We start from the raw sequence: 26,702 nt of genomic DNA on the forward strand, positions 1-26,702 counted from the left end.
GCCGGGGAGTGTGAGAGCGCTCTCTGGAAGAATTGTCTGCCCACCACGCGATGTCAAGAACTGTGATATTACGGTTACAGTTTCAATTTTCTTGACACGATCGGTGCGATACCGTGATGCTCCAGAGAGCGCTCTCACGTGACAGCCGAACAGAATGGGGCGGTGAGGACATGACCATGTCCGCCGAAAAGTCCTACGACCTTCAGGACTCCGGCGTGCTGAGGTTTCCCGAGGGTTTCGTCTGGGGCGCCGCCACCGCGGCCTACCAGATCGAGGGCGCCGCCCGGGACGACGGCAGGGGCCCCTCCATCTGGGACACCTTCTCCCGGACCCCCGGCAAGGTCCACGCGGGTCACACGGGTGACGTCGCGTGCGACCACTACCACCGCTATCCCGAGGACGTCGCGGTCATGCGCGACCTCGGCCTGCACTCCTACCGCTTCTCCATCTCCTGGCCCCGCGTGCAGCCCGACGGATCCGGCCCGGCCAACCCGCGCGGCCTGGACTTCTACGACCGCCTCGTCGACGAACTCCTCGGCAACGGCATCACCCCCATCGTGACGCTCTACCACTGGGACCTGCCGCAGACCCTGGAGGACCGCGGCGGCTGGACCAACCGGGAGACCGCGGCGCACTTCGCCGACTACGCCGCGATCGCGCACGGCAAACTGGGTGACCGGGTCGAGACGTGGACCACCCTGAACGAGCCCTGGTGCTCGGCCTTCCTCGGCTACGCGTCGGGCATCCACGCCCCCGGTCTCGCCGAGCCCGCGCTGGGATTCGCCGCCGCCCACCACCTGCTGCTCGGCCACGGCCTGGCCGTCCAGGCGCTGCGCGCCTCCGGTGCCACCACGGTCGGCATCACGCTCAACCTCTCCCCGGTGATCGGTGACGACACCCCGGCCGCCGAGCTCGTCGACGGCCTGCAGAACCGGATCTTCCTGGACCCGGTGCTGCGCGGGGAGTATCCCGCCGACGTCGTCGAGCGGGCCCGCCGCTTCACCGACTGGTCCTTCGTCCACGACGGGGACCTGGAGATCATCAGCGAGCCGATCGACCTGCTGGGCGTGAACTACTACCACCCGCAGACCGTGACCGCCCGCACCGGCGAGCCCGCCAACCCGGTCTACCCGGGCAGCGAGGGCATCGCCTTCGGCGGAGCCGACGCGCCGCGGACCGCGATGGGATGGCCGGTCCAGCCGTTCGGCCTGACCGACCTGCTCCTGCGGCTGTCGCGCGACTATCCGGGCACCCCGCTGATCATCACCGAGAACGGCGCCGCCTTCGACGACGTCGTCGAGGACGGCGAGGTGCACGACGTCGGCCGTCTCTCCTACCTCGACGGGCACCTGCGCGCGGCGCACGCGGCCATCGAGGGCGGCGCCGACCTGCGCGGTTACCTCGTCTGGTCACTCCTGGACAACTTCGAGTGGGCCGAAGGGTACCGCAAGCGGTTCGGCGTCGTACACGTCGACTACACGACGCAACGACGCACCCCCAAGGACAGCGCCCTGTGGTACAGCGAGGTCATACGCCGGAACGGGCTGTGAGAGCCCGGCCAACCCTGGAGAAGGTGGCCGCCCGGGCCGGTGTGTCCCGGGCGACCGCCTCGCGCGTGGTCAACGGCTCCACGCGCGTGGCACCGCAGATCCGCGACGCGGTCAACCGCGCCGTGGAGGAGCTGGGCTACGTGCCCAACCAGGCGGCGCGGAGCCTGGTCACCCAGCGGGCCGACTCCATAGCACTCGTCTTCCCCGAGCCGGCGACCCGCGTGTTCTCCGACGACCCCACCTTCGCCGGGATCATCCGCGGGGTCAGCATGGAGATCGAGGAGGCCGACAAGCAGCTCGTGCTGATGCTCACCGGCATGGCGGGCGGCTACCAGCGGGTCGAGCGCTACGCCACCAACGGCCACGTGGACGGCGTGGTCATCGCGTCCATGCACGGCACCGACCCGCTGCCTGGCATCCTCGCCAGGCGCGGGGTGCCGGTGGTGTGCAGCGGCCGGCCGACCGTGCCCAGCAGCCTGCCGTACGTGGACATGGACAACGCCGGCGGCGCCGAGCGCGCGGTGCGGCACCTGATGGAGCGGGGCAGGCGGCGCATCGCCACCATCGCGGGACCACAGGACATGATCGCCGGGATCGACCGGCTCAACGGCTACCGCGCCGTGCTGCGCGACTCCGACCGCCGCTCCATCGTGGCGGTCGGCGACTTCACCCGGGAGTCGGGGGCGTCGGCGATGCGGCAGCTGCTGGCCGACGACCCGGAGATCGACGCGGTGTTCGTGGCCAACGACATGATGGCGCTGGGCGCGCTGCCGGCCCTGCGCCAGGCGGGCCGGCGGGTCCCCGACGACGTCGCGGTGGTCGGCTTCGACGACATCCCGGCCGCGTCCTACACCGAGCCCCCGCTGAGCACGGTCAGGCAGCCGACCGTCGAGATGGGACGCAGGCTCGCCCGCATGGTCCTCGACCTGGAGGAGAAGGCACAGGTGATGCTTCCCACCGAGCTGGTCGTCCGGGAGTCCACCGCGTCCTGAACACCGGCCGGACCCCGCCGCCCGGCCCGGCCACCCGGCCCTGCCGCGACGACCGGGTGCGTGCGCCCGGGACCCGGCCCGGGAGGGCCGGGGGCTACGAGGACGCCCGGACCACCAGCTCGGTGGACACGATCATCGGTTCGGCGGGGCCGCCGTCGAAGAGGGAGAGCAGCAGGCGGACCATCGCCGCGGCCTGCTCGGCGTGCGGCGTGTGAATGGTCGTCAGCGGCGGGTCGGTGTAGCGGGCGGCCTCTATGTCGTCGTAGCCCACGATGGCGACCTCCTCGGGGATCCGCCGGCCCGCCTGGCGGAGCGCGTGCATCGCGCCGATCGCCATCAGGTCGTTCGCGGCGAAGACCGCGTCGATCTCCGGGTCGTCGGCCAGCAGCTGCCGCATCGCGACCGCCCCCGACTCCCGGGTGAAGTCGCCGACCGCGATGATCGAGCGGCGGTCGGAGTCGCGGAGCACCTCGCGGTACCCGGCCAGCCGGTCCTGCCCGCCGATCATGTCCAGTGGCCCGGCGATGGTGGCGATGCGCCGCCTGCCCCGCTCCAGCAGGTGCCGCACGGCCGCGGCGGCGCCCTCGACGTTGTCGTTGTCGACGTACGGTATCGCGACCGGCACGGCGGGCCTGCCGTAGGAGACGACCGGGACGCGCAGCCGGGTGAGCGCGACCGGCAGCGGGTCTGCGCCGTGGCTGGAGACCAGCATGACGCCGTCGACGTGGCCGCCGGCGATGTAGTGCTCCACCCGGGCGTGGCTCTCCGGCGACCCGGCCAGCAGCAGCACGACCTGCTTGTTGACGGCCTCCAGCTCCAGGCTGGCCGAGCGTATGACGGTGGAGAACATCGGGTCGTCGGAGAACACCCGGTTCGGCGACTCCGAGACGACCAGCGCGACCGAGTTGGTCGTCTGGGTCACCAGGTTCCTCGCCGCCCCGTTGGGGACGTAGCCGAGCTCGTTCACCGCGCGCATGACCAGGTCCCGGATGTCGGCGGTGACCGTGGTCTGGCCGTTCACCACCCGGGAGACGGTCGACCGGGAGACCCCGGCACGGGCGGCGACCGCCTCCAGGGTGGGTCGTCTCATCGTGTTCTTCCCCTACAGTCGGTTACAGTCCGTTACGCGTGATGACATCGCGGTACCACAGCGCGCTGTCCTTGAGCAGACGCCGCTGGGTGGCGAAGTCGACGTGCACGATTCCGAACCTACGCCGGTACCCTTCGGCCCACTCGAAATTATCCAGCAGAGACCAGACCAGGTAACCCCGCACGTCCGCCCCGTCGGCGATCGCGGCGTGCACGGCGCGCAGGTGGCCGTCCAGATACTCGGTCCTGCGGGTGTCGTGGACGTGGCCGTCCTCCACGACGTCGTCGAAGGCCGCGCCGTTCTCGGTGATGATCAGGCCGACCTCCGGGTAGTCGTCGGAGAGCCGCACCAGCAGGCGGGAGAGCCCGTTCGGCACGATCGGCCAGCCCATCGCGGTGGCGGGCACGCCGTCCGCGGGGCAGAACCGGATGTCCTCGCTGCCCGGCCACGCCGCGTCGGCCGCCTCGCCGGGCCCCGCCTCCACGACGCACGGATTGTAGTAGTTGATGCCCACCAGGTCGATCGGCTGGTTGATGGTCGCCAGGTCGCCATCCCAGATGTGGTCGAGGCCGCCGTTGCGCCCGACGATGTCGAGGAACCCCGCGGGATACTCTCCGCGCAGCGCCGGGTCGACGAACTGCCTGACCAGCAGGGTGTCGATCCGGCCGACCGCCTCCGCGTCCGCCTCGGAGATCTCGGCCCCCGGGTCGTCCACCTGGGCGGGGGTGATCACCGGTGACAGGTTCAGGACCAGCGAGATCTCCTCCGCGCCGCCCTCGCGGAGCGTCCGTGCCGCCATCCCGTGCCCCAGCAACAGGTGGTGCGCGGCGCGGAAGGCCGCCGCGGCGTCGGTCCTGCCGGGCGCGTGCACCCCGTTGCCGTAACCGAGGAAGGCGGCCACCCACGGCTCGTTGAGGGTCGCCCAGTTGCGGACCCGGTCTCCCAGCCGCGCGTGCACGGCCGCCGCGTACTCCTCGAAGCGGTGGGCGGTGTCGCGTTCGGGCCAGCCGCCCGCGTCCTCCAGCGCCTGCGGGAGGTCCCAGTGGTAGAGGGTGGCGTACGGCGTGATGCCCGCCTCGAGCAGCCTGTCCACCAGGCGGCTGTAGAAGTCGAGGCCGCGCGTGTTGACGGGCCCCTTGCCGTACGGCTGGACCCTGGGCCAGGCCACCGAGAACCGGTACGCGGCCAGGTTCAGCTCGGTCATCAACCGGATGTCGTCGGCGTGGCGGAAGTAGTGGTCGCACGCCACGTCGCCGGTGTCACCCCCGACGACCTTGCCCGGGGTGCGAGAGAAGGTGTCCCAGATCGAGGGCTCGCGGCCGTCCTCCTTCACGGCTCCCTCGATCTGGTAGGACGCGGTGGCCGCGCCCCAGACGAAACCGGTGGGGAAGTCCGCACGCCCTTCCGTAAGGGTGGCCCCCCGAGTGCCGACGACGGTCATCCCTTTACCGCTCCCTGCATGATTCCTCCGATGATCTGTTTGCCGAGTAGCGCGAACACGATGACCAGTGGCAGCGTGCCGAGCGTGGTACCCGCCAGGCCGAGCACGTAGTCGTTGACGTATCCGCTGGCCAGCGTGGACAGGGCGACCTGGACCGTCGGATCCTCCGGGGTCAGGACGACCAGCGGCCAGAAGTAGTCGTTCCAGACCGACATGAAGGTGAGCATGCCGAGCACGGCCGCCGCCGGGCGGGCGGCCGGGAGCACGACGTGCCAGAACAGGCCCCAGGTGCTGCAGCCGTCGACCCGCCCCGCCTCCAGCAGCTCGGTCGGCAGCGCCCGGGAGAGGTACTGGGTCATGAAGAACACGCCGAACGCGTTGACGAGCGCGGGCACGATCAGCGCGTACATGGTGCCGGTCCACTCCAGCTTCACCATCAGCATGTACAGCGGGATGATGCCGAGCTGGGTCGGCACCATCATCGTCGCCACGGTGAGCAGGAGCAGGGCGTTGCGGCCGCGGAAGCGCAGCTTGGCGAAGGCGAATCCGGCCAGCGTGGAGAAGAACATCACCGCGATAGCGACGGAGCCGGAGACGATGACGGAGTTGAGCATCGCCAGGGCGAAGGGGACCGTGTCGAAGACGCGCGCGACGTTGGCGAAGAAGTTGCCGCCGGGGATCAGCGGCGGCGGGACGTCGGCCAGGGCCGCGTTGTCGCGGGAGGCCACCACGATGCTGTAGTAGAGCGGCAGCATGGAGAAGAACGCCACCGCGGTCAGCGTCAGGTAGGTGAGCCTGCGGGCCGTGCTCCCGGAGCGACGGCGGACCGCGGAGACGGCGGTGTGGGCGCTCACGACAGCCCTCCCTTCCCGCGACGGGTGAGCAGGTAGTTGATGCCGGCGATCACCACGATGAAGACGAACATCATCCAGGAGATGGCCGAGGCGTAGCCGAAGTCGAGCTTGGTGAAGTTCTCGTAGATGAACAGCGCGAGCGTCTGGTACTGCCGGTCCACCCCTCCGGTGATGATGTAGGAGCTGAACAGCAGCGGCTCGGCGAGGATCTGCATGGCGCCGATCGTCGAGGTGATGACGACGAAGACGATCGTGGGTTTGATCATCGGGATGGTGATCTTGCGAAGCTGGGTCATCCCGCTCGCGCCGTCGATGGTGGCCGCCTCGTACAGCTCGCGCGGCACGGCCTGCATGGCCGCCAGGAAGATGAGGGCGTTGTAGCCCGTCCACCGCCACATGATCATGGTGGAGATGGCGAAGTGGGAGCTCAGCACCCCCTCGTTCCAGGCGACACCGTCGACGCCGACCAGCGAGAACACCCAGTTGATCATGCCGAAGTCCCGGCCGAACAGCTGGCTGAAGATGACCACCACCGCGACCACGCTGGTCACGTTGGGCAGCAGAAGCGTGATGCGGAAGAAGGTCTGCGCCCGCAGCGGCCGGTTGAGCAGGTGGGCCAGCCAGATGGCCAGCAGCAGCTGCGGCGCGGTGGACAGCACCCCGATGGACAGGGTGTTGAAGGTGGCGTTCCAGAAGTAGTCGTCGGCGAGCAGCGTCCTGAAGTTGTCCAGACCGACGAAGGGATGCTCGTCCTGGAGCAGCGTCCACTCGTGCAGGCTCACCCAGGCGGTGTAGGCCAGGGGGAACAACCCGAAAGCGGAGAACAGCAGGAAGAACGGGGCCACGTAGGCGTACGGCGAGCCCTTGACGTCGAGTTGGTGAACCAGGTGGCGGCGGAGGCGGCGGCGAGGTCGCACCGGCCTGTTCGGTGGGACCGCCGCCAGGCGATCGGGCGCGCGGGTGGCCATGGCGGCTCCTTTTCGGCGATTCGTTGGACGGCGGGGGCATGCGGCCCGTCGCGGCGGGAGCCACGCGGCTCACCGGCACGGGGACGTGCCGCCCGCGGGGACAGCGGCACAAGCAGGTGGCCGACCGGTGCGAGACCAGCCGGCCGGGGGGCGACTACTTGATCCTGCCGACGTCCTTGAGCGCCTGCGCCCAGGCCTCCTCGGCGTTCTGCTTGCCCTGGTCGACCCGCTGGAGACCGTTGCCGATCGCCTGCAGCACGTCACCGGCCTTGGGGCCCACGGGCTGGGGCTTGAGCGACTTGGCGGCGTCGGTGAAGATCTTGCCGATCGGCGCGTTGCCGAAGTACGGGTTGACGAAGTCCTTCACCGCGGGGTCGTCGTACAGGGCGGGCAGCGAGGGCAGCGCGCTGGCCTCCTTGAAGAGCTTGATCTGGCTCTCCTTGCTGGTCAGCAGGTCGATCAGCGCCGCGGCCTCCTTGGGGTGCTTGCCCTGCTTGGGCAGCATCAGGTGGGTGCCGCCCTGGTTGCCGCCGCCCCCGGGCACGGAGGCGATGTCCCAGGTGCCCTCGCCGGGCTTCTGGTCCTTGATCGTGCCGGTCTTCCAGGCGGGGCAGACCATGGTGGCGAAGGTGCCCTTGGCGATGCCGGTGTTCCACGGCGGCGAGAAGGCGGCGAGGTTGGCCGACAGGCCTGCGTCGATCATCTTCACGCCCATGTCGTACGCCTTGCGCACCTCGGGGTTGGTGGCGGCGACGATGTTGTACTGGGCGTCGTAGAAACCGACGGGGGCCTGCTCGACCATGGCGCGGAAGTGCTCGCCGGGGCCGTCGGTGAACTTGGCGCCCTCCACCTTGCCCGCGACGAACTTCTTGCCCGTCTCGATGTAGGCGTCCCACGTCGGCCAGAGCGCTCCGACCTCTTCGCGGTCGGTGGGCAGGCCGGCCTTCTTGAACAGGTCGGGGCGGTAGCACATGGCCAGGCCGCCGACGTCGGTGCCCAGGCCCAGGAGCGCGGAGCCGTCGTTGGAGACGCCCAGCTTCCACTTCCAGTCGAGGTACTCGCTCTGGCGCTTGTCCAGGCCGTACTCCTTGAGGTTGTGGAACTTGTCCGGCACGGGGGTGAAGGCGCCGATGTAACCGCCCTCGACGGCGACCACGTCCGCGGCGCCCGCGCCGGTGGTCAGCTGGGTGATGAGGTTGGTGTGGTGGTCGTTGAACTGCGCGCGGCGCTCCACGATCTCCACGTTGGGGTGGGTCTTCTTGAACTCCTCGTACAGCGGCGCGTAGTGGAAGTCGCTGAACAGCCCGACGGTCAGCTTGATCTTCTCGGCCGGCGCGGAGGCCGCTCCGCCGCTCCCGGTGGTCCCGGCGTCACCACCGCCGCAGGCGGTCAGGCCCAGGGCCAGGGCGGAAACGGCGACCATCGGAGCGAGGAACCGCTGGCGTAACGTACGCATGGAACCCTCCTGGGTCCTCATAAGTGATCATGGAGAGAGCGCTCCCTGAGCAGATTGATGCCAAGCGGGTTACGTGTCAACGGTCCCCCCGGCGCCGATCGGAGCTCGTCGATCAGCTTTTCATGGAGAGCGCTCTCCCGAGGCTCTGAACGTTTCACCAGGTCAGAGGGATTTAGAGGTTGAATTTTCTCGTGAATGGAGCGCTCCCACAACAAAAGGTCACATTAAGGTCGCGTTTCCTTCATGTTCCATGGCGCCGCGCCGAGCTATTGACACTCCCCGCGGAGCGGGTCACTCTCTTTCTCAGAGAGCGCTCCCCAGTGACTCTCCCGATGGCTCCCCGCGCCGCCGGCACCCGCGGCGCCGATGACCGCCGCCCCCGCGCGGGGGGATCCGCAGGTGACGCGTCTCGCCGCCGCCGTGCGCGAGGCCGCCCACACGCGCTCCTTCGAAAACGACCACTCGCTCCTTCGAAGGGGACGACGCGGAAGCCACCCCGGGCCCCATGTCTCTCGTGGCGGCGCCGGACCCCGTAGAGTCGTCCGGCCGGTCGGAAATCGACCGGCGCGTATCCAACCAAGGAGAACCACGTGGCACTGGAGAAGCCGGAGATCGACTTTCCGGAAGGCGCCCCGCCCTCGGAGCTGGAGATCGTCGACATCGTCGTAGGGGACGGCCCGGAGGCCGAGGCGGGGCACCAGGTCACCGTGCACTACGTCGGCGTGGCCTTCTCGACGGGCGAGGAGTTCGACGCGTCGTGGAACCGCGGCGACGCCTTCCAGTTCCCGCTGGGCGGGGGCCGGGTCATCGCGGGCTGGGACCAGGGTGTCGCGGGCATGAAGGTCGGCGGCCGCCGCCGCCTCACCATCCCGCCGCACCTCGGCTACGGCAACGCCGGCGCGGGCAACCGCATCAAGCCGGGCGAGACGCTCATCTTCGTCGTGGACCTGCTCGGCGTGAGCTGACGCCCGGGGGCGAGACGGCACGGGCGGGCCTCACCGGCGACGGGTGGCCCGCCCGACGTGTCTCCTGTCACTCCCCCGCGCCCTCCCGGAAACGCGGCGACTCCGAAAAGCAGCGCCTCACCTCACCGAAATGCCGCTTGCAGCTCTTAAGCTGGCCATTGTGTTGTTGATCGACCTCGCGCGCACCTCGGCAGCCGTGACCGCCAGCTCCGCCCGGCTGGCGAAGACCGCCCACCTCGCGGAGCTGCTCGGCAGGGTCGAGCCGGACGAGGCGGAGATCGCCATCGCCTACCTCTCCGGGGAGCTGCCGCAGCGCAACGTCGGCGTGGGCTGGACGAGCCTGCAGGATCCGCCCGAACCCCGGCTGGCCGCCACCGCCACCCTGCGCGGGGTGCACGACCTCCTCGACCGGATCAAGGCCCTGGCCGGCCCCGGCTCGCAGAACGCGCGCAGGACGCTGGTCGCCGAGCTGTTCGGCGCCCTCACCCGCCAGGAGCAGGTCTTCCTGTCACGGCTGCTCCGGGGCGAGCTGCGCCAGGGCGCGCTTGAGGGAGTGATGGTCGAGGCCGTGGCGAAGGCCGCCGGGGTGCCGGCCGCCGAGGTCAGGCGGGCGCTGACGCTGCGCGGCTGGCTTCCCGCCGTCGGCGCCGCCGCCCTCGGCGGCGGGATCGAGGCACTGCGCGCCTTCCACCTGGAGGTCGGCCGCCCGGTGTCGCCGATGCTCGCCCAGAGCGCCACCTCCATCGCGGCCGCGTTCGGCAAGCTCGGCGGGCCGGTCGCCGTCGAGTGGAAGCTCGACGGCGTCAGGGTCCAGGCGCACCGCTCGGGCGACCGGATCACCGTCTTCACCCGTGCCCTCGAGGACATCACCGCGCAGGTGCCCGAGCTGGTCGAGGCGATGAGCACCCTGACCTCCCGCGACCTGGTCCTCGACGGCGAGGTCATCGCGCTGCGCGCCGACGGCCGCCCCGAGCCCTTCCAGGTCACCTCGGGCCGCGTGTCCAGCCGCACCGACGTGCCGCGCGCGAGAGAGAGGACCCCGCTGAGCGTCTTCTTCTTCGACGCGCTGCGGGTCGACGGCGCCGACCTGCTCGACCTGCCGGGCGAGGCGCGCCACGCGGCCCTGGCCGCCGCCGTGCCCCCGGAGCTGGTGACCCCCCGCCTGGTCACCGGCGACGTCGCGGACGGCGAGGCGTTCTTCAAGGACGTGATCAGGAGCGGCCACGAGGGCGTGGTGGTCAAGTCGCTCCTGGCGCCCTACGCCGCCGGGCGGCGCGGAGCCGGCTGGATCAAGGTGAAGCCCCGGCACACGCTCGACCTCGTCGTCCTGGCCGCCGAATGGGGGAGCGGCCGCCGCGAGGGAAGGCTCTCCAACCTGCACCTGGGCGCCCGCGACCCGCTGACCGGCGGGTTCGTCATGCTCGGCAAGACCTTCAAGGGCCTGACCGACGAGCTGCTCGCCTGGCAGACCGACCGTTTCCTCGGCATCGCCGAGGGCCCCACCGACGGCTGGACGGTCACCGTCCGCCCCGAGACGGTCGTCGAGATCGCCTTCGACGGCGTGCAGCAGTCGAGCCGCTACCCCGGCGGCATGGCGCTGCGCTTCGCCAGGGTCGTCCGCTACCGCACCGACAAGACGGCGGACCAGGCCGACACCGTCGACATGGTCCGCTCCCTCATGCTCTGACGTCCCGCCACGCGGTCGCCTGTTCCCGGGACGCCGCGGTCGTCATTTCACGAGACGCAGCGTGAGGGGGTACCGGAAGTCACCGTCACCCGCCGCGGCAACGGCGCCGACCACGGACAGGACCACGCCGCCGATCCAGAGCAGGGGCGTCAGGACGAAGCCTATGAACGTGATCGCCAGCACGATGGTAGCCGCGAGCATCGTCAGCTGGAAGTTGAGTGCCTCGACCGAGTGGGCCCGGACGTAGGGCGAGGTCTTGCCCGCGGTGAGCATCATGACCGCCGGGCCGATGACGGGAAGGCCGACCAGCGGGAGCAGGTGGGACGCCATCGCGCCCAGACGCTCGCCTCCGGTTTCACCCCGCCCGCCGAGGCGGCCGTGATGACCGTACGCGGCCGGAACCCGGCTCGTGACGGGCGGGTAGGACACGGGCCGGGCCGGATGCGTGCCGTACAGCTCGTTCATGATCGGGACGAGGTCACCGTGGACGCGGGCCGTCATCGCCCGCTCCAGCCTGTCGTCGAACTCGAGCTTGTCGAGCCTTCCCTCCGCGTAGGCGGTCTGGACGTGCTCGACCACCCGCTCACGATCCTGGTTGCTGACCCGAAGCCCCGCGTGGCCGGGCTGAGGACCTGTCGCAGGCACTCCCCCGTGCCCCGGGCCCGCTGGTGTCGCTGTGCCTGCCATGAGACCGATACCCTTTCGTCGCCGCTTCGACCTCAATGCTCGTCCAGATTGTCGGCCTCGTATATCAGGATGAACCCCCATAAGCCCCTGAGACCCATCCCTGGCCTTCCGCCATGGAACGAGCAGGAGAGGTATACAAGGAAACATGAGATGGCGAGATCGCTATGGGTTGAGGCGCCTGCGCGGGCCGAGGATCGCCAAGTTCGACCGCGCCACGACCGACGCCGACGTCGAGTCGCTCATCGCCTTCGCGAAGTCGCGCAGGGGCGTCGAGTTCTACGTCGAGCCCGAGACCTTCGCGACGAACACCACGGCGGTGGCCGTCGCCGACGACGGTGAGTGGACCCGGCGCCGGGTCGGCTCCCCCGCGGTGATCCGCAAGGTGGCCCGTGACCTGGCCCTGCCGGTCTACGACGTGCAGCTGACCGGTTATCCCCCCCGGATGAGGGCCTACAACGAGCGCCAGAAGCGCGCGGAGGGCTGAGCCGGGAGACCGGCCGCCCCCGTCGCCCGCCACCGGGGAGACCACGGTGACCCGGTGGCGCGAGAACACGAGGAACCGGCGGCCGCCTCGCGTACGGGGCCGCCGGACTCTTCCGGCGACGCGGTCGAACACCCGTGGGGTGACCGGCCGCCCTGGGCCGGCGGACCCGGGAACGGTGGATGTTCGCGCCGGGCGCGCGGGCGGCATCGGCCCGCCGGCCCAGGGCGCGCGCCGTGACGCGCCCCTCCCCTCCCGCGCGACGCCCCTGGTCGGAGTGGCCGAGCAGGGGCGATCACAATACGCGCCGCGGAACGCCGCACCGGAGTGCGGGCGTCCGGGGATGTCTGCCGCGTAATCTTTTTCTTCCCTTCAGGTGAGTACCCTCCGAAGGTTGAGGACCGCGATCATGAGTCGCTATGTAAAACAGGAATTATACGCATTTGTACGTTTCATGTTGGTGCATGGTTATGCGCTGAAGAGTGATGCCGATGGATTTCAAGATTCTTGGACCGATCGAAGTGCGGGCGGCCAATGGGCAGCCGATCGCCCTCGGACGGCGCAAACAGCGGGTGTTGCTCGCCGCCCTGCTGCTCAATGCGGGCAAGGCGATCCCCACCCGTCGAATGCTCGACTGGTTGTGGGGTGAACAGGCTCCCGTCAACGCCGAGTCGAACCTCTACACCTATATCTCCGCGCTGCGCCGGGCGCTTGGTTCGCCTTCCCGGATCGAGGCGGGTTCCAACGGCTACGTGCTCCGGGTCGCTCCCGGTGAAACAGACGTGAGATTGTTCGAAGAACTCGCCGCTCAAGGACGTCTGATGTTATCCGAAGGGAGAAATGACGTCGCGCTCGAACGGTACACCCGGGCTCTGGGCCTCTGGCGCGCCGAGGCGGTTCTGGAGGGGTTGTCCCTGCCCGAGCCGTTGCGGGGCGAGGCGGCGCGGTTGGAGCGGCTGAGGACGACCGTCGTGGACGCCTCGCTGGAGGCCCGCCTGGCGCTGGGCCAGCACGGCGAGGTGCTCGCCGATCTGGAGGCTCTGACGCGCAGGGATCCGCTGAACGAACGGCTCCGGGCACAGCTCATGCTCGCCCTGTACCGCTCCGGACGCCGGGCCGACGCGCTCGCGGTGTACCAGCGCGCGCGGGAGACGCTCGCCGCGGAGCTGGGCGTCGACCCCGGCCCGGACCTGATCCGCATGCACCAGCAGATCCTCGTCGACGACTCCGTACTGGCGGCGCCGTCACCGTCGGTCATCGCCCGCAGGGTGTTCGCCCCGGCAGAGCTCCCGATCGACTCGGCCGCCTTCACCGGGCGTGCCGCCGAGATCTCACGGCTGCGGACGGCGCTGATCTCCGCGGGCCCGGGCCGGATCGCCGTCTCCGCGGTCGCCGGAGCGGCCGGGATCGGCAAGTCGGCGTTCGCCGTGCACGTCGCCCACCAGATCGCGGACCGGTTCCCCGACGGACAGCTCTACGTGAACCTGCACGGCTCCACCCCCAACGTCAAGCCGCTGAACCCGGCCGAGGTCCTCGCCCGCCTGTTACGTTCCCTCGGCGGCGACGACGCGGCCGTGCCGACCGAGGTGGACGAGGCCGCCGCGCGGTTCCGCTCGCTGACCGACGGCAAGCGCCTGCTGTTCCTGTTCGACAACGCCCGGGACGCCGCGCAGGTACGGCCGTTGCTGCCCGCGAGCCCCACCTGCTGCGTGCTGATCACCGCCCGGAGGATGCTGACCTCTCTGGACACCGTCACGCATCTGCGCCTCGACGTCATGGCCGAGGACGAGACGACCACCCTGCTGAGCCGCCTGATCGGCGAGGAGCGCGTCGCCGCCGACCCCCGGGCGGCGCGCGCGATCGTACGGCTCTGCGGCGGCCTGCCGTTGGCGATCAGGATCGCCGCCGCCCGGCTGATCGCCCGGCCGGGCCTGTCGCTGCGGGTCCTCGCCGCCAGGCTCGCGGTCGAGGACCACCGCCTGTCCGAGCTGCAGGCCGACGACCGGGCGGTCCGGGCCTGTTTCATGGTGAGTTACCGCAGCCTGGAGGCCGAGCACTCCCGTATGTTCCGGCTGCTGGGCCTGCTCGGCGGGTCCGACATCAGCGTCGCGGTCGCCGCGGCGCTGGCCGACCGCTCGGAGGAACAGACCGCGGATCTCCTGGACCATCTCGCGGACGTTCAGCTCCTCGAGGCCCGCGACGTGGACCGGTATCGCATGCACGACCTGCTCTGCCTGTTCGCCCGCGAACGGACCCGGCAGGAGGAGACCGAGGAGGAGCAGGTGCAGGCCGTACGGCGGGCGCTGCACAGCTCCCTCGTCATCGCCTGCACTCTCGGTGACGTGTGCAACCGGCGAACCCGGCGGGACGCCAAGTTCGGTCGCCTGGCACTCGGCCGCTTCGGCATGCCGCCCGACGGCTGCACGGCCGATCCCCGATGGCTCAACGCCAAGATGGCCGACCTGATCTCCACCGCGCGCCAGGTGCCCGGCGCGGCGGGGGACGGCACCGGCATGCCGATCGCCCGCGGCGTCGTCCGGTACCGGCCGTCGTACGGGTGGGGCGGCTAGGGACACCGGGGCTCCCTCGGAGAGTCGCCGGTCCGGCGGCGGAGCGTCCGGGGACCGCGAAGGTGAGATCGCCGCGCCGGCCGCGCCGGAATTCGCCGCTCGCCGCATGGGAGCGCTCCACCCGATCGGCGGCGACGAGAATGAGCGATCGGAACCGGCCGGAAACCTTACACGCTGGAAATAATCCGCACGCCCATCAGCCGTAATCCAGGGGATTTACACGCTGGAAATATTCTCATGCCCGCCCGCCGTAATCGCGGAATCCGGTATGCCCGAAACCATCGCCACACGTGAACGCGACGGCCACGGGTTCTCCGAAAGACGAAATCCCGAGCCGGCGCGTCACATCGCCCTTTTCCGCTCGCGGTTCAACGCGCCACGGCATCAACCTATACAGATTTGTATGGTGCGAGGTATAGCCACATTTAACACCATTAGCGAGATGTCTCTCGTCTTCTCATACCTCTAGAGAGAAGGCCGACACCTTGCGCAGGAAGACCCAGGGGTTGGCCGGTGACAGCGGCGGCGCTGCCGCAGGAGCCCGACAGGCACCCACCTCGCGACGATTGCCATCCTCGGACCGAACTCACCTGTGACGCCAGCAGCTGCAAAATCGCGGAAAACGCCAGGAAAGGTCGAACGTGTCGGAGCTAATCGGCATCGATGAGTGTGAAAACCTTACCGTGAAACAGGTCCAGAACCTGTACGGGAAGTACGTCAGCCGCAGTCAGGTCAACCTCATGACCTCGTTCGGCTTCGGTCGCGAGCTCGCCGAGCGAGCCGAGGGCGCCTGGATCTGGACCCGTGACGGCCGCCGGATCCTCGACGTCACCGGAGGGGTCGGCGTCCTCAACCACGGCCACAACCACCCGCGCATCCTGGCGGCCCGGCGTCGTTTCGCCGACGCCGGGCGCATGGAGGTCCACAAGGCGTTCTTCTCCCCGTACGTGGCCGCGCTGAGCCACAACGTGGCCACGCTGCTGCCCGGCGACCTGAACATCTCCTACTTCCCGAACTCGGGTGCCGAGGCCAACGAGGGCGCCATCAAGATGGCGTACAAGTATCACGGCGGGCGGCGCAACACCATCCTGCGATCCGACATCAGCTTCCACGGCAAGACCCTCGGGGCGGGAAGCCTGACCGGATCGTCGGAGAACTCGTTCCGGTTCCCCGGGCTCCCGGGGATCGTCGTCCATCCGTACGGCGACCTCGCGGCCGTGCGGGCGGCGGTCGACGCCGCGCGCACCCCCGAGGGGAGGTGCGACGTCTACGCGATCATGGTCGAGCCGTTCAGCGCGTCGAGCATGCGCTCCTGGTCGGAGGCGGACCTGCACGAGCTGCGACGGCTCTGTGACGAGCACGACATCATCATGATCTTCGACGAGGTGTACACCGGCTGGGGCAAGACCGGCAGCCTCTTCTACTTCATGCGCCATCCGGGCCTGCTGCCCGACATCCTCGTCTACTCGAAGTCGCTGGGCGGCGGGAAGGCGTCGATCGCCGGGTACACCGCGCGGGAGCCCATCTTCCGCAAGGCGTACGACCGGCTCTCCGACGTCATCCTGCACAGCACGACCTACTACGGGTTCGGCGAGGAGACCGCCACCGCGATCGAGGCGATCAACGTGATCGTCGAGGAGGACTATCCCGCGCGGGCGCGGCAGATCGAGCGCATCCTGAAGCCCGGACTGGAGAACATCCAGAAGCGTTACCCGGACGTGGTCGGCCAGGTGACCGGTACGGGGGCGCTGTGGGGGGTGTTCCTGACCGGTGGTCCCAAGGTGCTCGACCTGGCCGGCAAGCTGGCGCCGGGCTTCTCCGGCGACCCGCACTTCCGCACCAAGCTGATCACCCTCTCGGTGATCGCCGAGCTCTACCGCGAGCACGACATCGTGTCGTACTACAGCCCGAACGTCGAGAACCCGCTCGTCGTCGCGCCGACCCTCGCCATCGAACCCGACGACGTCGAGTACTTCGTGCAGAGCCTCGACAAGACCCTGTCCAAGGGCCTGCCGCGGCTGCTCGCCCGGTTCGTACGGGAGAAGGTGGGATCGCGGTGGCCTCTCGGGTCGTAGTGACCGGCAGCGCCGGGATGCTCGGCGGCAACCTGGTCCGGCGGCTCGTGCCCGCGGGCCACGAGGTGATCGGCGTGGACCTGCGCCCGCCGTCCGACCCGGTCCCGGGATCGGAACACCGGGTCGGCGACGTGCGCGACGTCGCGCTGATGACCGAGGCGATGGCCGGGGCGGACGCGGTCGTGCACTGCGCCGGCGCGCTGCCGAGCTATCCGGCGGAACAGATCCAGAGCCTGATCGTCGGAGGCACCCACAGCGTGCTGGAGGCCGCGCGCCGGGCCGGGGTGGAGCGGACGGTCCACATCTCCTCCACCGCCGTGTACGGGCTCCCGAAACTGGTGCCCACCCCGGAGGAGCATCCGCGCGAGCCGGTCGACCCCTACACCAGGGCCAAGACCGAGGCGGAGGAACTGGCCGACAAGTATCGGGCCGGCGGGATGTGCGTGCCGATCCTGCGCCCCAAGACCTTCCTCGGTCCCGGCCGGATGGGCCTGTTCGCGATGCTCTTCGAGTGGGCCGAGGAGGGCCGGAACTTCCCGGTCCTCGGCCGCGGGGACGTACGCATCCAGATGCTCGCCATAGAGGACCTGGTGGACGCCGTGGCCGGCGTCCTGACGGCACCGGCGGACGTCGCGAACGACACCTACAACCTCGCGGCCGCGGAGTTCGGCACGCTGCGGGAGGACTTCCAGGCGGTGCTCGACACGGCCGGGCACGGCAGGCGCGTCGTGTCACTGCCCGTCCGGCCGGCCCTGGCCGGACTCCGGCTGCTGGAGCGGACCCGGCTGTCCCCGGTGTACGGGCGGCTGGTGCACAAGCTGCTCGCCGACTCCTACGTCAGCATCGACAAGGCCAGGGACCGGCTCGGCTTCCGGCCCCGGCTGTCCAACCGGGACGCGATCCTCCGCACGTACGCCTGGTGGCGGGAGCATCGCACCGCCGGCTCACCGCGGGGTGCCGGCCAGACCAGCCGCGACGCGTGGCGGCAGGGCGCGCTGTCGCTGGCGAAAGTCTTCTTCTGAAATGACGAGGAAAGCATGTACGTCGTCGAATCGGCAGACATTCCAGAACTCCCACGGCCCAGGGGACCTGCCTCGGACCAGAAAGCGGAAGCCCGGCCACGCCTGGTCACGGACCTCTTCAGGCTGATACGGCCCTCGCACGCGACCAAGGCGATCCTCCTCGTCCCGCTCGCGCTCATCGACACCTCCCTGTGGAACCTCGCCACCGTGGTCGAGATCGTCCTGGCCACGGTCGCGTTCATCCTGGCCTCCTCCGCCGTCTACGTCGGCAACGACATCGCCGACCGGCACCGTGACCTGCACCATCCCGTCAAGCGTCACCGTCCCGTCGCCGCCGGTCGCGTGGGGATCAGGGTCGCCTACGCCTACTGCGCCGGCCTGCTCGCGCTGCTCACCGCCGTCATCGCCCTCACCCCGGGACCGTACTGGCCCATCGTGGTGTACCTCCTGATCAACATCGCGTACAGCCGCTATCTCAAACACATCCCGCTGGTCGACGTGGGCACGATAGCGGTCTGTTTCGTCCTCCGGGTCGTCCAGGGGTACGAGGTGGCCGGAGGACGGGCCGCCGCCTGGCTGCTGGTCACGGTGTTCTCGATGTCCCTGCTGCTGCTCATCGGCAAGCGGCGCCAGGAGCTGAAGAGCGGTGCCGCGCACCGGCCGGCGCTCCACGGCTACTCGATGGAGCTGACCAACTGGCTGCTGCAGATCGCCTCCGTGCTCGCCCTCGTCTCCGGCCTCATCTACCTGCGCGAGGAGGGCCCGTTCGGCCCGCAGTACGGCCAGACGGCGATGCTGCTGTCCACGCCCTTCGCGCTCTTCGCCCTCTTCCGCTACCTGCAGATCCAACTGATGGACGAAGGCGGCGGTGACCCGGTCCGGATCCTGCTGCGGGACCGTGTCATGGTCGCCAACTCGATGTTGTGGGCCGCCACCCTGGGGGTGACGCTCGTGCTCGCCCACCAGCCCGTCCCGTTGTGAGAGCGACACGGAAGGAAAGCATGGAAGTCCGCATACTGGGCCCGGTCGAGGTGACCGCCGACGGCCGGCGCGTTCCCCTGGGACCACCGCAACGACGTGCGGTGCTGGCCGCCCTCGCGGTCGACGTCAACCATCCCGTGCCACTTCAGACGTTGATCGACCGGGTCTGGAATCTTCCACCGGACCGGGCCACGGATTCGCTGTACGCCCACATCGCACGCCTGCGGCAGGCACTGGCGGGAACCGCGGTCGCCATCGAGCGCCGCGGCGGCGGCTACGTGCTGGAGGCCGATCCCGACCGGGTGGACGCCCACCGGTTCCACCGTCTGGCGAAACAGGCGCAGACCCATGCCGGCGACGACTCCGTCCGGGCCGCGCTGCTGGCCGAGGCGATGGAACTGTGGCGCGGCTCGCCGCTGACCGACATCTCCGGAGACTGGGCCTCCCGGATGCGCTACAGCATCGAGCAGCAGTTCGTCGGTGCCGTCGTCACCTGGGCGCAGGCACACCTGCGGCTGGGACGGCCCGACGCGGTGGTCACCGAACTCACCCCCCTCGTTCCCCGCTACCCGCTCGTGGAGCCGCTCGCGAGCATGCTGATGCGCGCGCTCTGCGCCCTGGGACGCACCGCGGAGGCGGTGGCCCAGTACGCGCGCCTGCGCGGATACCTGGCCGACCACCTGGGCATCGAGCCGGGGCCGGAGCTGCGCGCGCTACACCAGGAGATCCTGCGCGGCGACCACGACCTGCCGGTCTGGGCGGCCGAGGAGGTGGTCCTGGCCGGCGCCCACCACGCCGTCGCCGGCTGGGCCCCACTCGGGCAGCCGCCGAGCTGGACCCGTCCCGCGGCCCACGTGCCCGACCGGGTGCTGTCCAGGCCCTGACCGTTCTCCCGGAACCCCCGGAGCCCCCGGAGCCCCGTCCCCTCTTCTCCGGATCACCCGCTCGTCGAGACGACCAGGCGTTGCCCGCTGTGGTCGGAAAGGCCCTCCGACCACACCAGCCCGTACCGGTGCACGGTGACGTCCGGCGTGGTGAACGCCCAGTCGATCCGCCACAGCGGCCATCGGTCGTCCCAGGAGGTGGGGTAGAGCGACTCGAGCACCGGGGTCGCGTCGACCAGCCGGTCCGGCAGCAGGCGCAGGATGCCCATCGCCGGTGAGGCGTTGAAATCCCCGGCCAGCACGGTCGGGTGCGGGTTCCCCTCCACGTCGGCCGCGAGCGCGCGGAGGTTGGCCTGCCGCCGCTCGTGCTGGGTCCGGTTGAGGCGGCGGGGGTCCGGGCCCTGCGGGAACGCGTGGACGGGGGAGTTGATGTGCGTGTTGTAGAACGAGACGATCTTCCCGCCGTTCCCGCCGTTCCCGCCGACGCGTACGTCCGTGCGCAGTGTCTTCACCGCGGAGAAATCGGGCAGACCCGGATCGGGGGGCAGGACCGCGTCCTGTTTCTCCGACACCCACGGGCGGAGGTCGAGCCCCCGCTCCAGGACGATCGGGAAGCGGGAGACCGTCACCATCTCGCTCGCCGCGGCGATGTGGTAGCCGGGGAACTCCCGGCGCAGCCTGACCAGGTCGTCCACCCGGATCGCCTTCGAGTCCGGGCCGAAGTAGACGTACTCCTGCAGGAGATACACGTCCGCCTTCTGGTCGTGCAGATACCGGTAGAAGTCGTCGACGTCACGTGCCGGCGTGCCGGTGGGCGGTGGCATCGTCTCCCCGCCCGCCACCATGTCCCAGTACAACGTGTTCCAGGAGAACACCGTGATCGCGCCCGGCGGGGCGGGCGGGGGACGGTGCCACAGGGCGGCGGGGTTGAGCCCGCTCAGGCCTCCGCCGAGCACCAGGGAGGCGAGCGTCACCGCCGCGATCCACCCCCGCGCCCGGCGCGCCGGCAGGGCCACCGCGAGCAGCAGGACCGGGAGGACCGCGAAGGCGAACGGCGGGACGACCTCCAGGGCCTGCCACCACCACACCCGGCCGGACAGCAGGCGATGGAGCGCCACGAACACCAGCCAGGCGACCGGCGCGGACAGCAGCGGCCAGGTCCACCAGCGCGACCGCCGGGCGGGCCTCGGCCCGGCGGTCGCGGTCACCACCCGCGTATCGGTCATCGACGGCGGCCGGGTCCGGAACGTACGTGTGGCGCGGGCGGGCACCGACGGGCCGTCACGTCGCCGCCTCCCCGGCGGCCGAGGGCCGCACGAGCAGGTCGGAATCGTAGAGCCCGCGGAACCTGGCGGAGCAGAACCACTGCACGACACCGGCCGCCACCCCGGCGGCGATGGTCACGTTCACCACGAAATGCACCGTACCGTAGTAGAGCAGGAAGAGCGGGCCGCGTCGCCGCAACACGAACCGGTACATGCCGAGGTCCGCCAGGATCGACACGGCCAGGGCGAGGGCCGGCAGCGCGGCGCCGGCCGGGCCGAACGCCAGCGCCGGCAGCGTGGCCACCGCCGCCAGCGCGGCGAGGCTGCCGCCGGCCCGGTTCGAGGTCTCGAACCCGCGAGCGAAGCGCTTGCGCCGCGCGTACAGCGGCACCCGGGCGCGCCCCCGCTTGAACAGCTTGCGCAGCAACTTGACCAGTTCGTCGTCGTGGTCGTGCCGGGAGCGCACCGCCGAGGTGAGCACCATGTCGTACCGCTGGGTGAGGCGGTGGCCGTAGTCGACCTCCTCGGTCTCGCGCAGCCGGGTGTTGAACTCCCCGACCTCGTCGAACACGCGGCGGGGCATCGCGACCATGGCCGGGAAGAGGAACGAGATGGGCCCCTCGGAACTCGCCGTCCAGTAGTGGTACTGCAGTGCCCGGTACTCCTCGACGAGACTGTCGCGGATCAGCGGCTCCGGGTCGTGGATGCTGCACACCGCCCCCAGCCGCGGGTCGGCCGCGAGCATGCCCACCGCCACCTCGACGGAGTCGGGGTAGGCGGCCACGTCGGAGTCGACGAACACCAGGATCTCGCCACGGGCGTGGGTGGTGCCGAGGTTGCGCGCGCCGGCCACCCCCATGTTGCGCTCGGTGTGGACGACCCGGACACCGAGCCGCTCCGCGACCGCGACGGAGTCGTCGGTGCTGCCGTCGTCCACCATGATCAGCTCGATCGGCCGGTACGTCTGCTCCTGCAGGGCGCGCAGGCAGAGTTCCAGGGAGCCGGCGTAGTTGTAGTTGGGCACGATCACCGATACCAGCGGGCCGTCCATCGTTCACGCCCCCATCGCCGGCGCGGACGTCTCCGGCATGTCGTAGGTATGGCGGAACCTGCTGGACAGCACGCACTGCGCGGCACCCACGAACACCGCCAGCGCGACGGTGACGTTCACCAGGAAGTGGATCGCGGTGAAGTAGACGGTGAACGCCGCACCGGCGTACCCCCAGACGAAGCGGTACATCCCCAGGTCGGAGGCGATGGAGCCGGCCAGCAGCACGAGCGGCACGAGCAGCCAGAGCGGGCCGAACAGCACCGGCAACGCCACGGTGACCACCGCGAACAGGGCGGCGAGCGACCCCCAGCCGCGGCTGCTGTTGGTCGGGCCGCCGTTGAAGTCCGGCCGGCGCAGGTACAGCGGGATGTGCAGGCGCGCGCGGTGGAAGAACTTCGACAGCACCACGCTCAGCTTGTCGTCGTGGTCGTGCGCGCCCCTGATCGCGGTGTCCAGCACGATCCGGTAGCGCTGGGTGATCCGGTGGCCGTAGTCGGCGTTCTCGCTGTGGCGCAACGCCGGGTTGAGCGGGCCGATCTCGTGGAAGACCCTGGTCCACATCGCGAAGATCGCCGAGTAGATCGTGGTGATGTCGCCCGCGTCACCGGAGATCCAGTAGTGCAGCTGGAGGCTGCGGTACCGCTCCACGCGGCTGTCGGGGATCAGCGGCTCCGGCTCGTAGGTGCCGCACACCACCCCCAGCGTGGGATCGGACGTGAGCAGCGCCACCGCGTTGCCGACCGTGTCGGGGGTGAGCGCCACATCCGAGTCGAGGAAGAACAGCACCTCCCCGCGCGCGTGCTCGACACCGAGGTTGCGCGCCGCCGGCGCCCCGATGTTGGTGTCGGTGACCAGCACCCGCACCCCGTGCCGGTGGGCTATCTCCACCGAGTCGTCGGTGCTCCGGTCGTCGACGACGATCACTTCGATGTGCGGGTAGTCCTGCCGCTCCAGCGCGCTCAGGCACAGGTCCAGCGTACGGGCGTAGTTGTAGTTGGGAATGATGACCGAGACCAGTGGCCGCTGCTCATCCATGGTCGATGACCCCTTCGGGTTGGCGGGCGCCCGCCGGCCGGGAGGGGACCCGCCCGGCGGACGCTCGCACGCGTTGGTCTGTTCCGATGCTTGTCAGGACTACTTGTCTCCCGCCGGCGCCGGTTCCGGTGCGGGCTCCGGCTCCGGCTCCGGTGTCGGGGCCGGGGCCGAGGCCGGGCTACGCCGGATGACGACCTCGGCCACCGCCAGCGCCGCCGCTCCCAGCGCCACCTCGCCGACCGTGGAGACCAGCCGGCTGGCCACCGCCACCACCGCGGCCGCCGGCGCGGGCAGCACCACCGTCAGGGCGGCGGTCAGCACCGCCTCGCGGACGCCGATCCCGTCGGGCAGCACGACCGTCAGCATCCCGACCGTCGTGGCCAGGGTGAACGCGCCCACGCACAGTCCCAGGGACCGCAGCGGGTCGGCCCCCATCGCGACCGCCAGCAGCCACAGGTGCAGGCCGGTGACCAGCCACGACACCGCCTGCGCGACGACCGCGAACCGTATCCCGCGCGGCGAGGCCGACCTGGCCGGGTCCGGCCTGCGCAGCACCCGCAGCACCAGGTGCGCGCCGTGGTTGACCAGCTGCGGCCGTACCAGCACGACCACGATCAGCACCGCCGCCACCGCCACCAGCCACGCCACCTGGGTGCCGAGCATGTGCACACCCGCGAGCAGCCCGATCGTGAGGCCGGTCAGCAGGACCAGGCTCATGCTCAGCGCCGCCGTGCCCATCAGCCGCCCGAAACCGACGCCGTTGGCCGTGGCCACCTTGGTCGCGGCGATCAGGCCCGGCACCTTCCCCGGCACGTACTTGCTCAGGAACGTCACGAAGAAGACGCGTGCCACCCGCGGTTCGCCGACCGGCGGGCCGAGCTCGAACAGCACCGCCCGCCACGCCAGGTAGCCGAACCCCAGCCCGGCCATGCTGATCAGCAGCGCGCCGGCCAGCAGGAGGCCGATCCGCCCGCCGTCGCTCCTGGCGAGCATGACGGAGACCACGCTCCAGTCCTGCCCGGCCAGTGCCGCCGCCACCGCCCCCACCAGGACCAGCGCGAACGCCGCGACCAGGGCGCGCACGAGCGCGCGGGGCAGGCGCCACGACGGGCGCCACGGCCGGCTCTCGGTCACTCGGGCGCACCGGCCGGGGAGACCGGGGTCAGACCGGTCTTGGCCGGATGCCCCTGGCGGCGAAGCAGCTCGTAGACGAGCCGCGGCAGCCCCGCACCGGCTCCGAGGAAGAACGCCGTGTGGTAGCAGAACTGCATCGCGGCCATCTGGAACGCGAAGCCCGCGCCCCGGTGGCGGTGGGAGTATCGGAGGAAGTCACGGTTCACCGTCACGAACGCCGCCAGCAGCAGCGCGAGCACCACCAGCAGCCACGGCACGAGGAAGACGAACGGCAGCGTGAACAGGCTCAGCGCCGCCGAGACGGAGGAGATCCGCGGCGGCAGGCGGCGGGTGCGGGGATCCGGGCCGATCATGTCCAGCCGGAACCCGATCGTGTCGTCGTCGTACAGCCGCCGCGCCCGCAACATGATCACCGGAAGGGTGCTGGCCCTGACGAACCGCTCCCACATGCACTCCCAGAACCGGTCGACGTCGTCCGCCCTGGTGACCACGGTCGCGGTCACCACCAGCCGGTACTTGGACGGCACCCGGTTGCCGAACTCGAAGTCCTCGCCGTCGCGCAGCCGCTCGTCCAGCCCGCCCGCCTCGCGGTAGACCGTACGCGGGATCAGCGAGTTGGACAGGAACGTGGACACCGCCCGCTGGCGGTCGAAGTGCTCGGAGAAGACGCGGTATCTCTCCACCAGGCCGTCGTCGTACAGCGGCTCCTTGTCGTAGATCCCCTGGACCATGCCGCAGTCGGGCGTCTCCCGGTAGGCCCGCACCGCGTTCTCCACGGCGTCCGGGGCGAGCGCCGTGTCGGAGTCCACGAAGAACAGCAGGGGCGCGCTGCTGGAGTCGACCCCGGTGTTGCGTGCCCCCGACGGCCCCTGGTTGGTCGGCAGCTCGACGATCGTGCACGGGAACTCCCGCGCGATGTCCAGCGAGCCGTCCGTGCTGCGGTCGTCGACCACGATCACCTCTGCCGGGGGGTACGTCTGCGCGTACACCGCCTCCAGGCAGGCTCGGAGAGTCTTCTTCTTGTTGTAGTTCGGCACGATGACCGCGACATCCTCGGGTCGCGCGGTCGCCGGTTCCGTCATGTCAATTCCTTCCACGGCTCAGTGGCCGACCGATAGAACCGTTTGCTGAGGACGGTGGTCGGACAGTCCGGCGGCTCCGGGCATCTCGTAGCTGTGCACGACGACGTCCGGTGTGGTGAACACCCAGTCGATCCGCCAGAGCTCGGCGGTTCCGGCGAGGTAGGTGGCCGGGTAGAGGGACGGCAGCGCCTGGGTGTGGTCGACCAGCTTCTCCGGCAGCAGCCGGAGCATCCCCATCGCCGGGGTGGTGTTCAGGTCACCGGCGAGCACCACCGAGTTGTCGTTCGCCTCGATGTCGGCGCGAAGCGCCCGGTAGCTCGCCTCCCGCCGGCTGTGGGCGTACTGGTTGGAGGCGCGGACCTCGCCGTCGTACAGCCGCCATCCGGTGGGGGGCTGGTTGATCTGCGTGTTGTAGAAGGAGACGGCCGTGCCGTTCACCCGGATGTCGGTACGCAGCGTCTCGACCGTGTAGGAGGTCGGCCAGTCCCGCATCACCTCCGGAACCGCCTTCTGGTCCTCCGGCAGCCACGGGGTCATGTCGAGCCCGCGCTGCGCGACGATGGGGAGCCGGGAGAGCGTGATCAGCTCACCGGACGTCGCGACCTCGTATCCCGGGAACTCGCGTCGCAGTTCCGCCAGCTTGTCGATGCGGAGTGCCATGTCGGCGGTCCACTTCGACGTCATCATGTCCCCCGCCGAGGTGTCGACGTAGAGATACTCCGTGAGCAGGTAGACGTCCGCGTCCATCTCGCGCAGGTGGTCGTAGAAGTCGGGCGAGTAGCTGTTCCCGTCGGAGGTGCGCCAGTCCTGGTCCCAGAACTCGGTGTTCCACATGGCCACCTTGATGGCCCCGGGCGGCGCGGGCGGCGGGGTGTGCCAGAGGGTCGCCACGTTGATCCCGCTGTGTCCCGCGCCGAGCGCCAGGGTGAGCACCAGCACCGGGATGACCCGCCGGCGGACCGGGCGCGCCAGCGGCGCCACCACCAGCACCAGCAACGGCACCACCACGAACATGAACGGCGGCATCAGGTCGAGCGGGGCCCACAGCGAGGTGCGGCCGCTCGCCAGCAGATGCGCGACCACGAACAGCAGCCACCCCGTGGTGGCGGTCACCACCAGCCGGGTGCCCAGGCACCACCGCCGCCGTGGCCGGACGAACCGGCCGATGCGAGCCCATCGGCCGGCCGGCTTCTCGGGGGGGACATCCGTCGGCTGATCCTCGGTCATGATGTCCCGGTCGCCCATCAGCACACCACCTCGGCACGTAGGTCAGGCCGGCGAGAGCCATTGACGATCCGCGGTCACTTCCAGCGGCACCTCAACGTACTGACCGGTTCTTGTCGCTTCCTTGTCGTCCGCGCCGCGGACCGCGCAGTCCTCGACCCCGGACCGCGCGGGCCGTACAGCCCGCGCAGGCCCCGCAGTCCGCGCA

22 protein-coding genes are annotated in these 26,702 nt (G+C 70.2%); 10 read left to right on the top strand and 12 right to left on the bottom strand.

Annotated elements, in window-relative coordinates:
• Nucleotides 1-170 precede the first annotated feature (170 nt).
• A complete protein-coding gene (locus ACVCAG_RS10605) occupies nt 171-1,550 on the top strand; it encodes a GH1 family beta-glucosidase (protein WP_440085198.1) in 1,380 nt (459 codons plus the stop codon).
• Entirely contained in the window at nt 1,547-2,542 is a 996-nt protein-coding gene (locus tag ACVCAG_RS10610; RefSeq protein ID WP_440085199.1) for a substrate-binding domain-containing protein, read from the top strand. The genes ACVCAG_RS10605 and ACVCAG_RS10610 overlap by 4 nt, the downstream gene beginning before the upstream one ends.
• Before the next feature lie 94 nt (nt 2,543-2,636).
• On the opposite strand, the gene ACVCAG_RS10615 is transcribed toward ACVCAG_RS10610, so the two are convergent.
• The 5 genes from ACVCAG_RS10615 to ACVCAG_RS10635 form a co-directional block, all read right to left on the bottom strand.
• The gene (locus tag ACVCAG_RS10615) at nt 2,637-3,632 is read right to left on the bottom strand and encodes a LacI family DNA-binding transcriptional regulator (protein WP_362838259.1); all 996 of its coding nucleotides are present in this window, start codon (nt 3,630-3,632) and stop codon (nt 2,637-2,639) included.
• Nucleotides 3,633-3,654: 22 nt separating this feature from the next.
• Entirely contained in the window at nt 3,655-5,073 is a 1,419-nt protein-coding gene (locus ACVCAG_RS10620; RefSeq protein ID WP_440085200.1) for a GH1 family beta-glucosidase, read from the bottom strand.
• Entirely contained in the window at nt 5,070-5,927 is an 858-nt protein-coding gene (locus ACVCAG_RS10625) for an ABC transporter permease subunit (protein WP_440072459.1), read from the bottom strand. The genes ACVCAG_RS10620 and ACVCAG_RS10625 overlap by 4 nt, the downstream gene beginning before the upstream one ends.
• On the bottom strand, nt 5,924-6,895 hold the full coding sequence (locus tag ACVCAG_RS10630; RefSeq protein ID WP_440085201.1) for an ABC transporter permease subunit: 972 nt from the start codon (nt 6,893-6,895) through the stop codon (nt 5,924-5,926). The genes ACVCAG_RS10625 and ACVCAG_RS10630 overlap by 4 nt, the downstream gene beginning before the upstream one ends.
• 154 nt (nt 6,896-7,049) lie before the next feature.
• Nucleotides 7,050-8,351, bottom strand: coding sequence for an extracellular solute-binding protein (locus ACVCAG_RS10635; protein WP_440085202.1), 1,302 nt, complete (start codon nt 8,349-8,351; stop codon nt 7,050-7,052).
• 590 nt (nt 8,352-8,941) lie between these two features.
• Between ACVCAG_RS10635 and ACVCAG_RS10640 the strand changes: the two genes are divergently transcribed.
• Both ACVCAG_RS10640 and ACVCAG_RS10645 read left to right on the top strand, forming a co-directional pair.
• Entirely contained in the window at nt 8,942-9,316 is a 375-nt protein-coding gene (locus ACVCAG_RS10640; protein WP_362682223.1) for an FKBP-type peptidyl-prolyl cis-trans isomerase, read from the top strand.
• Between the two features lie 160 nt (nt 9,317-9,476).
• The gene (locus ACVCAG_RS10645) at nt 9,477-11,003 is read left to right on the top strand and encodes an ATP-dependent DNA ligase (RefSeq protein ID WP_440085203.1); all 1,527 of its coding nucleotides are present in this window, start codon (nt 9,477-9,479) and stop codon (nt 11,001-11,003) included.
• A gap of 42 nt (nt 11,004-11,045) precedes the next feature.
• Here the strand turns inward: ACVCAG_RS10645 and ACVCAG_RS10650 are convergent, their stop codons facing one another.
• On the bottom strand, nt 11,046-11,690 hold the full coding sequence (locus ACVCAG_RS10650) for a DUF1707 and DUF4870 domain-containing protein (RefSeq protein WP_440085204.1): 645 nt from the start codon (nt 11,688-11,690) through the stop codon (nt 11,046-11,048).
• Nucleotides 11,691-11,835: 145 nt separating this feature from the next.
• On the opposite strand from ACVCAG_RS10650, the gene ACVCAG_RS10655 reads away from it, so the two are divergent.
• The 6 genes from ACVCAG_RS10655 to ACVCAG_RS10680 all read left to right on the top strand — a co-directional run bounded on the left by ACVCAG_RS10655 (nt 11,836) and on the right by ACVCAG_RS10680 (nt 19,703).
• Nucleotides 11,836-12,174: a hypothetical protein gene (locus ACVCAG_RS10655; protein ID WP_440072454.1), complete on the top strand. Its 339-nt coding sequence runs from the start codon at nt 11,836-11,838 to the stop codon at nt 12,172-12,174.
• 488 nt (nt 12,175-12,662) lie between these two features.
• Nucleotides 12,663-14,741 carry a BTAD domain-containing putative transcriptional regulator gene (locus tag ACVCAG_RS10660; protein WP_440085205.1) on the top strand — a complete coding sequence of 693 codons (2,079 nt, stop codon included), beginning with the start codon at nt 12,663-12,665 and terminating at the stop codon, nt 14,739-14,741.
• 683 nt (nt 14,742-15,424) lie between these two features.
• A complete protein-coding gene (locus ACVCAG_RS10665) occupies nt 15,425-16,816 on the top strand; it encodes an aminotransferase class III-fold pyridoxal phosphate-dependent enzyme (protein WP_440085206.1) in 1,392 nt (463 codons plus the stop codon).
• On the top strand, nt 16,798-17,838 hold the full coding sequence (locus tag ACVCAG_RS10670; protein WP_440085207.1) for an NAD-dependent epimerase/dehydratase family protein: 1,041 nt from the start codon (nt 16,798-16,800) through the stop codon (nt 17,836-17,838). Before ACVCAG_RS10665 ends, ACVCAG_RS10670 begins: the two co-directional genes overlap by 19 nt.
• Before the next feature lie 15 nt (nt 17,839-17,853).
• Nucleotides 17,854-18,819 (top strand): UbiA prenyltransferase family protein, encoded by a 966-nt coding sequence (locus tag ACVCAG_RS10675; RefSeq protein ID WP_440085208.1) that lies wholly within the window; start codon nt 17,854-17,856, stop codon nt 18,817-18,819.
• Nucleotides 18,820-18,839: 20 nt separating this feature from the next.
• Nucleotides 18,840-19,703: a BTAD domain-containing putative transcriptional regulator gene (locus ACVCAG_RS10680; protein WP_440085209.1), complete on the top strand. Its 864-nt coding sequence runs from the start codon at nt 18,840-18,842 to the stop codon at nt 19,701-19,703.
• Between the two features lie 53 nt (nt 19,704-19,756).
• Here the strand turns inward: ACVCAG_RS10680 and ACVCAG_RS10685 are convergent, their stop codons facing one another.
• The 6 genes from ACVCAG_RS10685 to ACVCAG_RS10710 all read right to left on the bottom strand — a co-directional run bounded on the left by ACVCAG_RS10685 (nt 19,757) and on the right by ACVCAG_RS10710 (nt 26,515).
• A complete protein-coding gene (locus ACVCAG_RS10685) occupies nt 19,757-20,929 on the bottom strand; it encodes an endonuclease/exonuclease/phosphatase family protein (RefSeq protein ID WP_440085210.1) in 1,173 nt (390 codons plus the stop codon).
• 55 nt (nt 20,930-20,984) lie between these two features.
• On the bottom strand, nt 20,985-22,019 hold the full coding sequence (locus tag ACVCAG_RS10690; protein ID WP_440085211.1) for a glycosyltransferase: 1,035 nt from the start codon (nt 22,017-22,019) through the stop codon (nt 20,985-20,987).
• 3 nt (nt 22,020-22,022) lie between these two features.
• Entirely contained in the window at nt 22,023-23,054 is a 1,032-nt protein-coding gene (locus tag ACVCAG_RS10695; protein WP_447189782.1) for a glycosyltransferase family 2 protein, read from the bottom strand.
• Nucleotides 23,055-23,153: 99 nt separating this feature from the next.
• Nucleotides 23,154-24,188: a lysylphosphatidylglycerol synthase domain-containing protein gene (locus ACVCAG_RS10700; protein ID WP_447189783.1), complete on the bottom strand. Its 1,035-nt coding sequence runs from the start codon at nt 24,186-24,188 to the stop codon at nt 23,154-23,156.
• Nucleotides 24,185-25,270: a glycosyltransferase gene (locus ACVCAG_RS10705; RefSeq protein WP_440085214.1), complete on the bottom strand. Its 1,086-nt coding sequence runs from the start codon at nt 25,268-25,270 to the stop codon at nt 24,185-24,187. Before ACVCAG_RS10705 ends, ACVCAG_RS10700 begins: the two co-directional genes overlap by 4 nt.
• An 18-nt stretch (nt 25,271-25,288) precedes the next feature.
• The gene (locus ACVCAG_RS10710) at nt 25,289-26,515 is read right to left on the bottom strand and encodes an endonuclease/exonuclease/phosphatase family protein (protein ID WP_440085215.1); all 1,227 of its coding nucleotides are present in this window, start codon (nt 26,513-26,515) and stop codon (nt 25,289-25,291) included.
• Nucleotides 26,516-26,702 lie beyond the last annotated feature (187 nt).

It is taken from the genome of Streptosporangium sp. G12 (assembly GCF_052983175.1).

Excerpts from the sequence above, each read along its gene's own strand:
- ACVCAG_RS10675 (WP_440085208.1), top strand. The coding sequence starts at position 17,854 with ATGTACGTCGTCGAATCGGCAGACATTCCAGAACTCCCACGGCCCAGG.
- ACVCAG_RS10630 (WP_440085201.1), bottom strand. The coding sequence starts at position 6,895 with ATGGCCACCCGCGCGCCCGATCGCCTGGCGGCGGTCCCACCGAACAGG.
- ACVCAG_RS10650 (WP_440085204.1), bottom strand. The coding sequence starts at position 11,690 with ATGGCAGGCACAGCGACACCAGCGGGCCCGGGGCACGGGGGAGTGCCT.
- ACVCAG_RS10635 (WP_440085202.1), bottom strand. The coding sequence starts at position 8,351 with ATGCGTACGTTACGCCAGCGGTTCCTCGCTCCGATGGTCGCCGTTTCC.
- ACVCAG_RS10680 (WP_440085209.1), top strand. The coding sequence starts at position 18,840 with ATGGAAGTCCGCATACTGGGCCCGGTCGAGGTGACCGCCGACGGCCGG.
- ACVCAG_RS10695 (WP_447189782.1), bottom strand. The coding sequence starts at position 23,054 with ATGGATGAGCAGCGGCCACTGGTCTCGGTCATCATTCCCAACTACAAC.
- ACVCAG_RS10655 (WP_440072454.1), top strand. The coding sequence starts at position 11,836 with ATGAGATGGCGAGATCGCTATGGGTTGAGGCGCCTGCGCGGGCCGAGG.
- ACVCAG_RS10615 (WP_362838259.1), bottom strand. The coding sequence starts at position 3,632 with ATGAGACGACCCACCCTGGAGGCGGTCGCCGCCCGTGCCGGGGTCTCC.
- ACVCAG_RS10690 (WP_440085211.1), bottom strand. The coding sequence starts at position 22,019 with ATGGACGGCCCGCTGGTATCGGTGATCGTGCCCAACTACAACTACGCC.
- ACVCAG_RS10605 (WP_440085198.1), top strand. The coding sequence starts at position 171 with ATGACCATGTCCGCCGAAAAGTCCTACGACCTTCAGGACTCCGGCGTG.
- ACVCAG_RS10620 (WP_440085200.1), bottom strand. The coding sequence starts at position 5,073 with ATGACCGTCGTCGGCACTCGGGGGGCCACCCTTACGGAAGGGCGTGCG.
- ACVCAG_RS10705 (WP_440085214.1), bottom strand. The coding sequence starts at position 25,270 with ATGACGGAACCGGCGACCGCGCGACCCGAGGATGTCGCGGTCATCGTG.
- ACVCAG_RS10685 (WP_440085210.1), bottom strand. The coding sequence starts at position 20,929 with ATGACCGATACGCGGGTGGTGACCGCGACCGCCGGGCCGAGGCCCGCC.
- ACVCAG_RS10660 (WP_440085205.1), top strand. The coding sequence starts at position 12,663 with ATGGATTTCAAGATTCTTGGACCGATCGAAGTGCGGGCGGCCAATGGG.
- ACVCAG_RS10710 (WP_440085215.1), bottom strand. The coding sequence starts at position 26,515 with ATGGGCGACCGGGACATCATGACCGAGGATCAGCCGACGGATGTCCCC.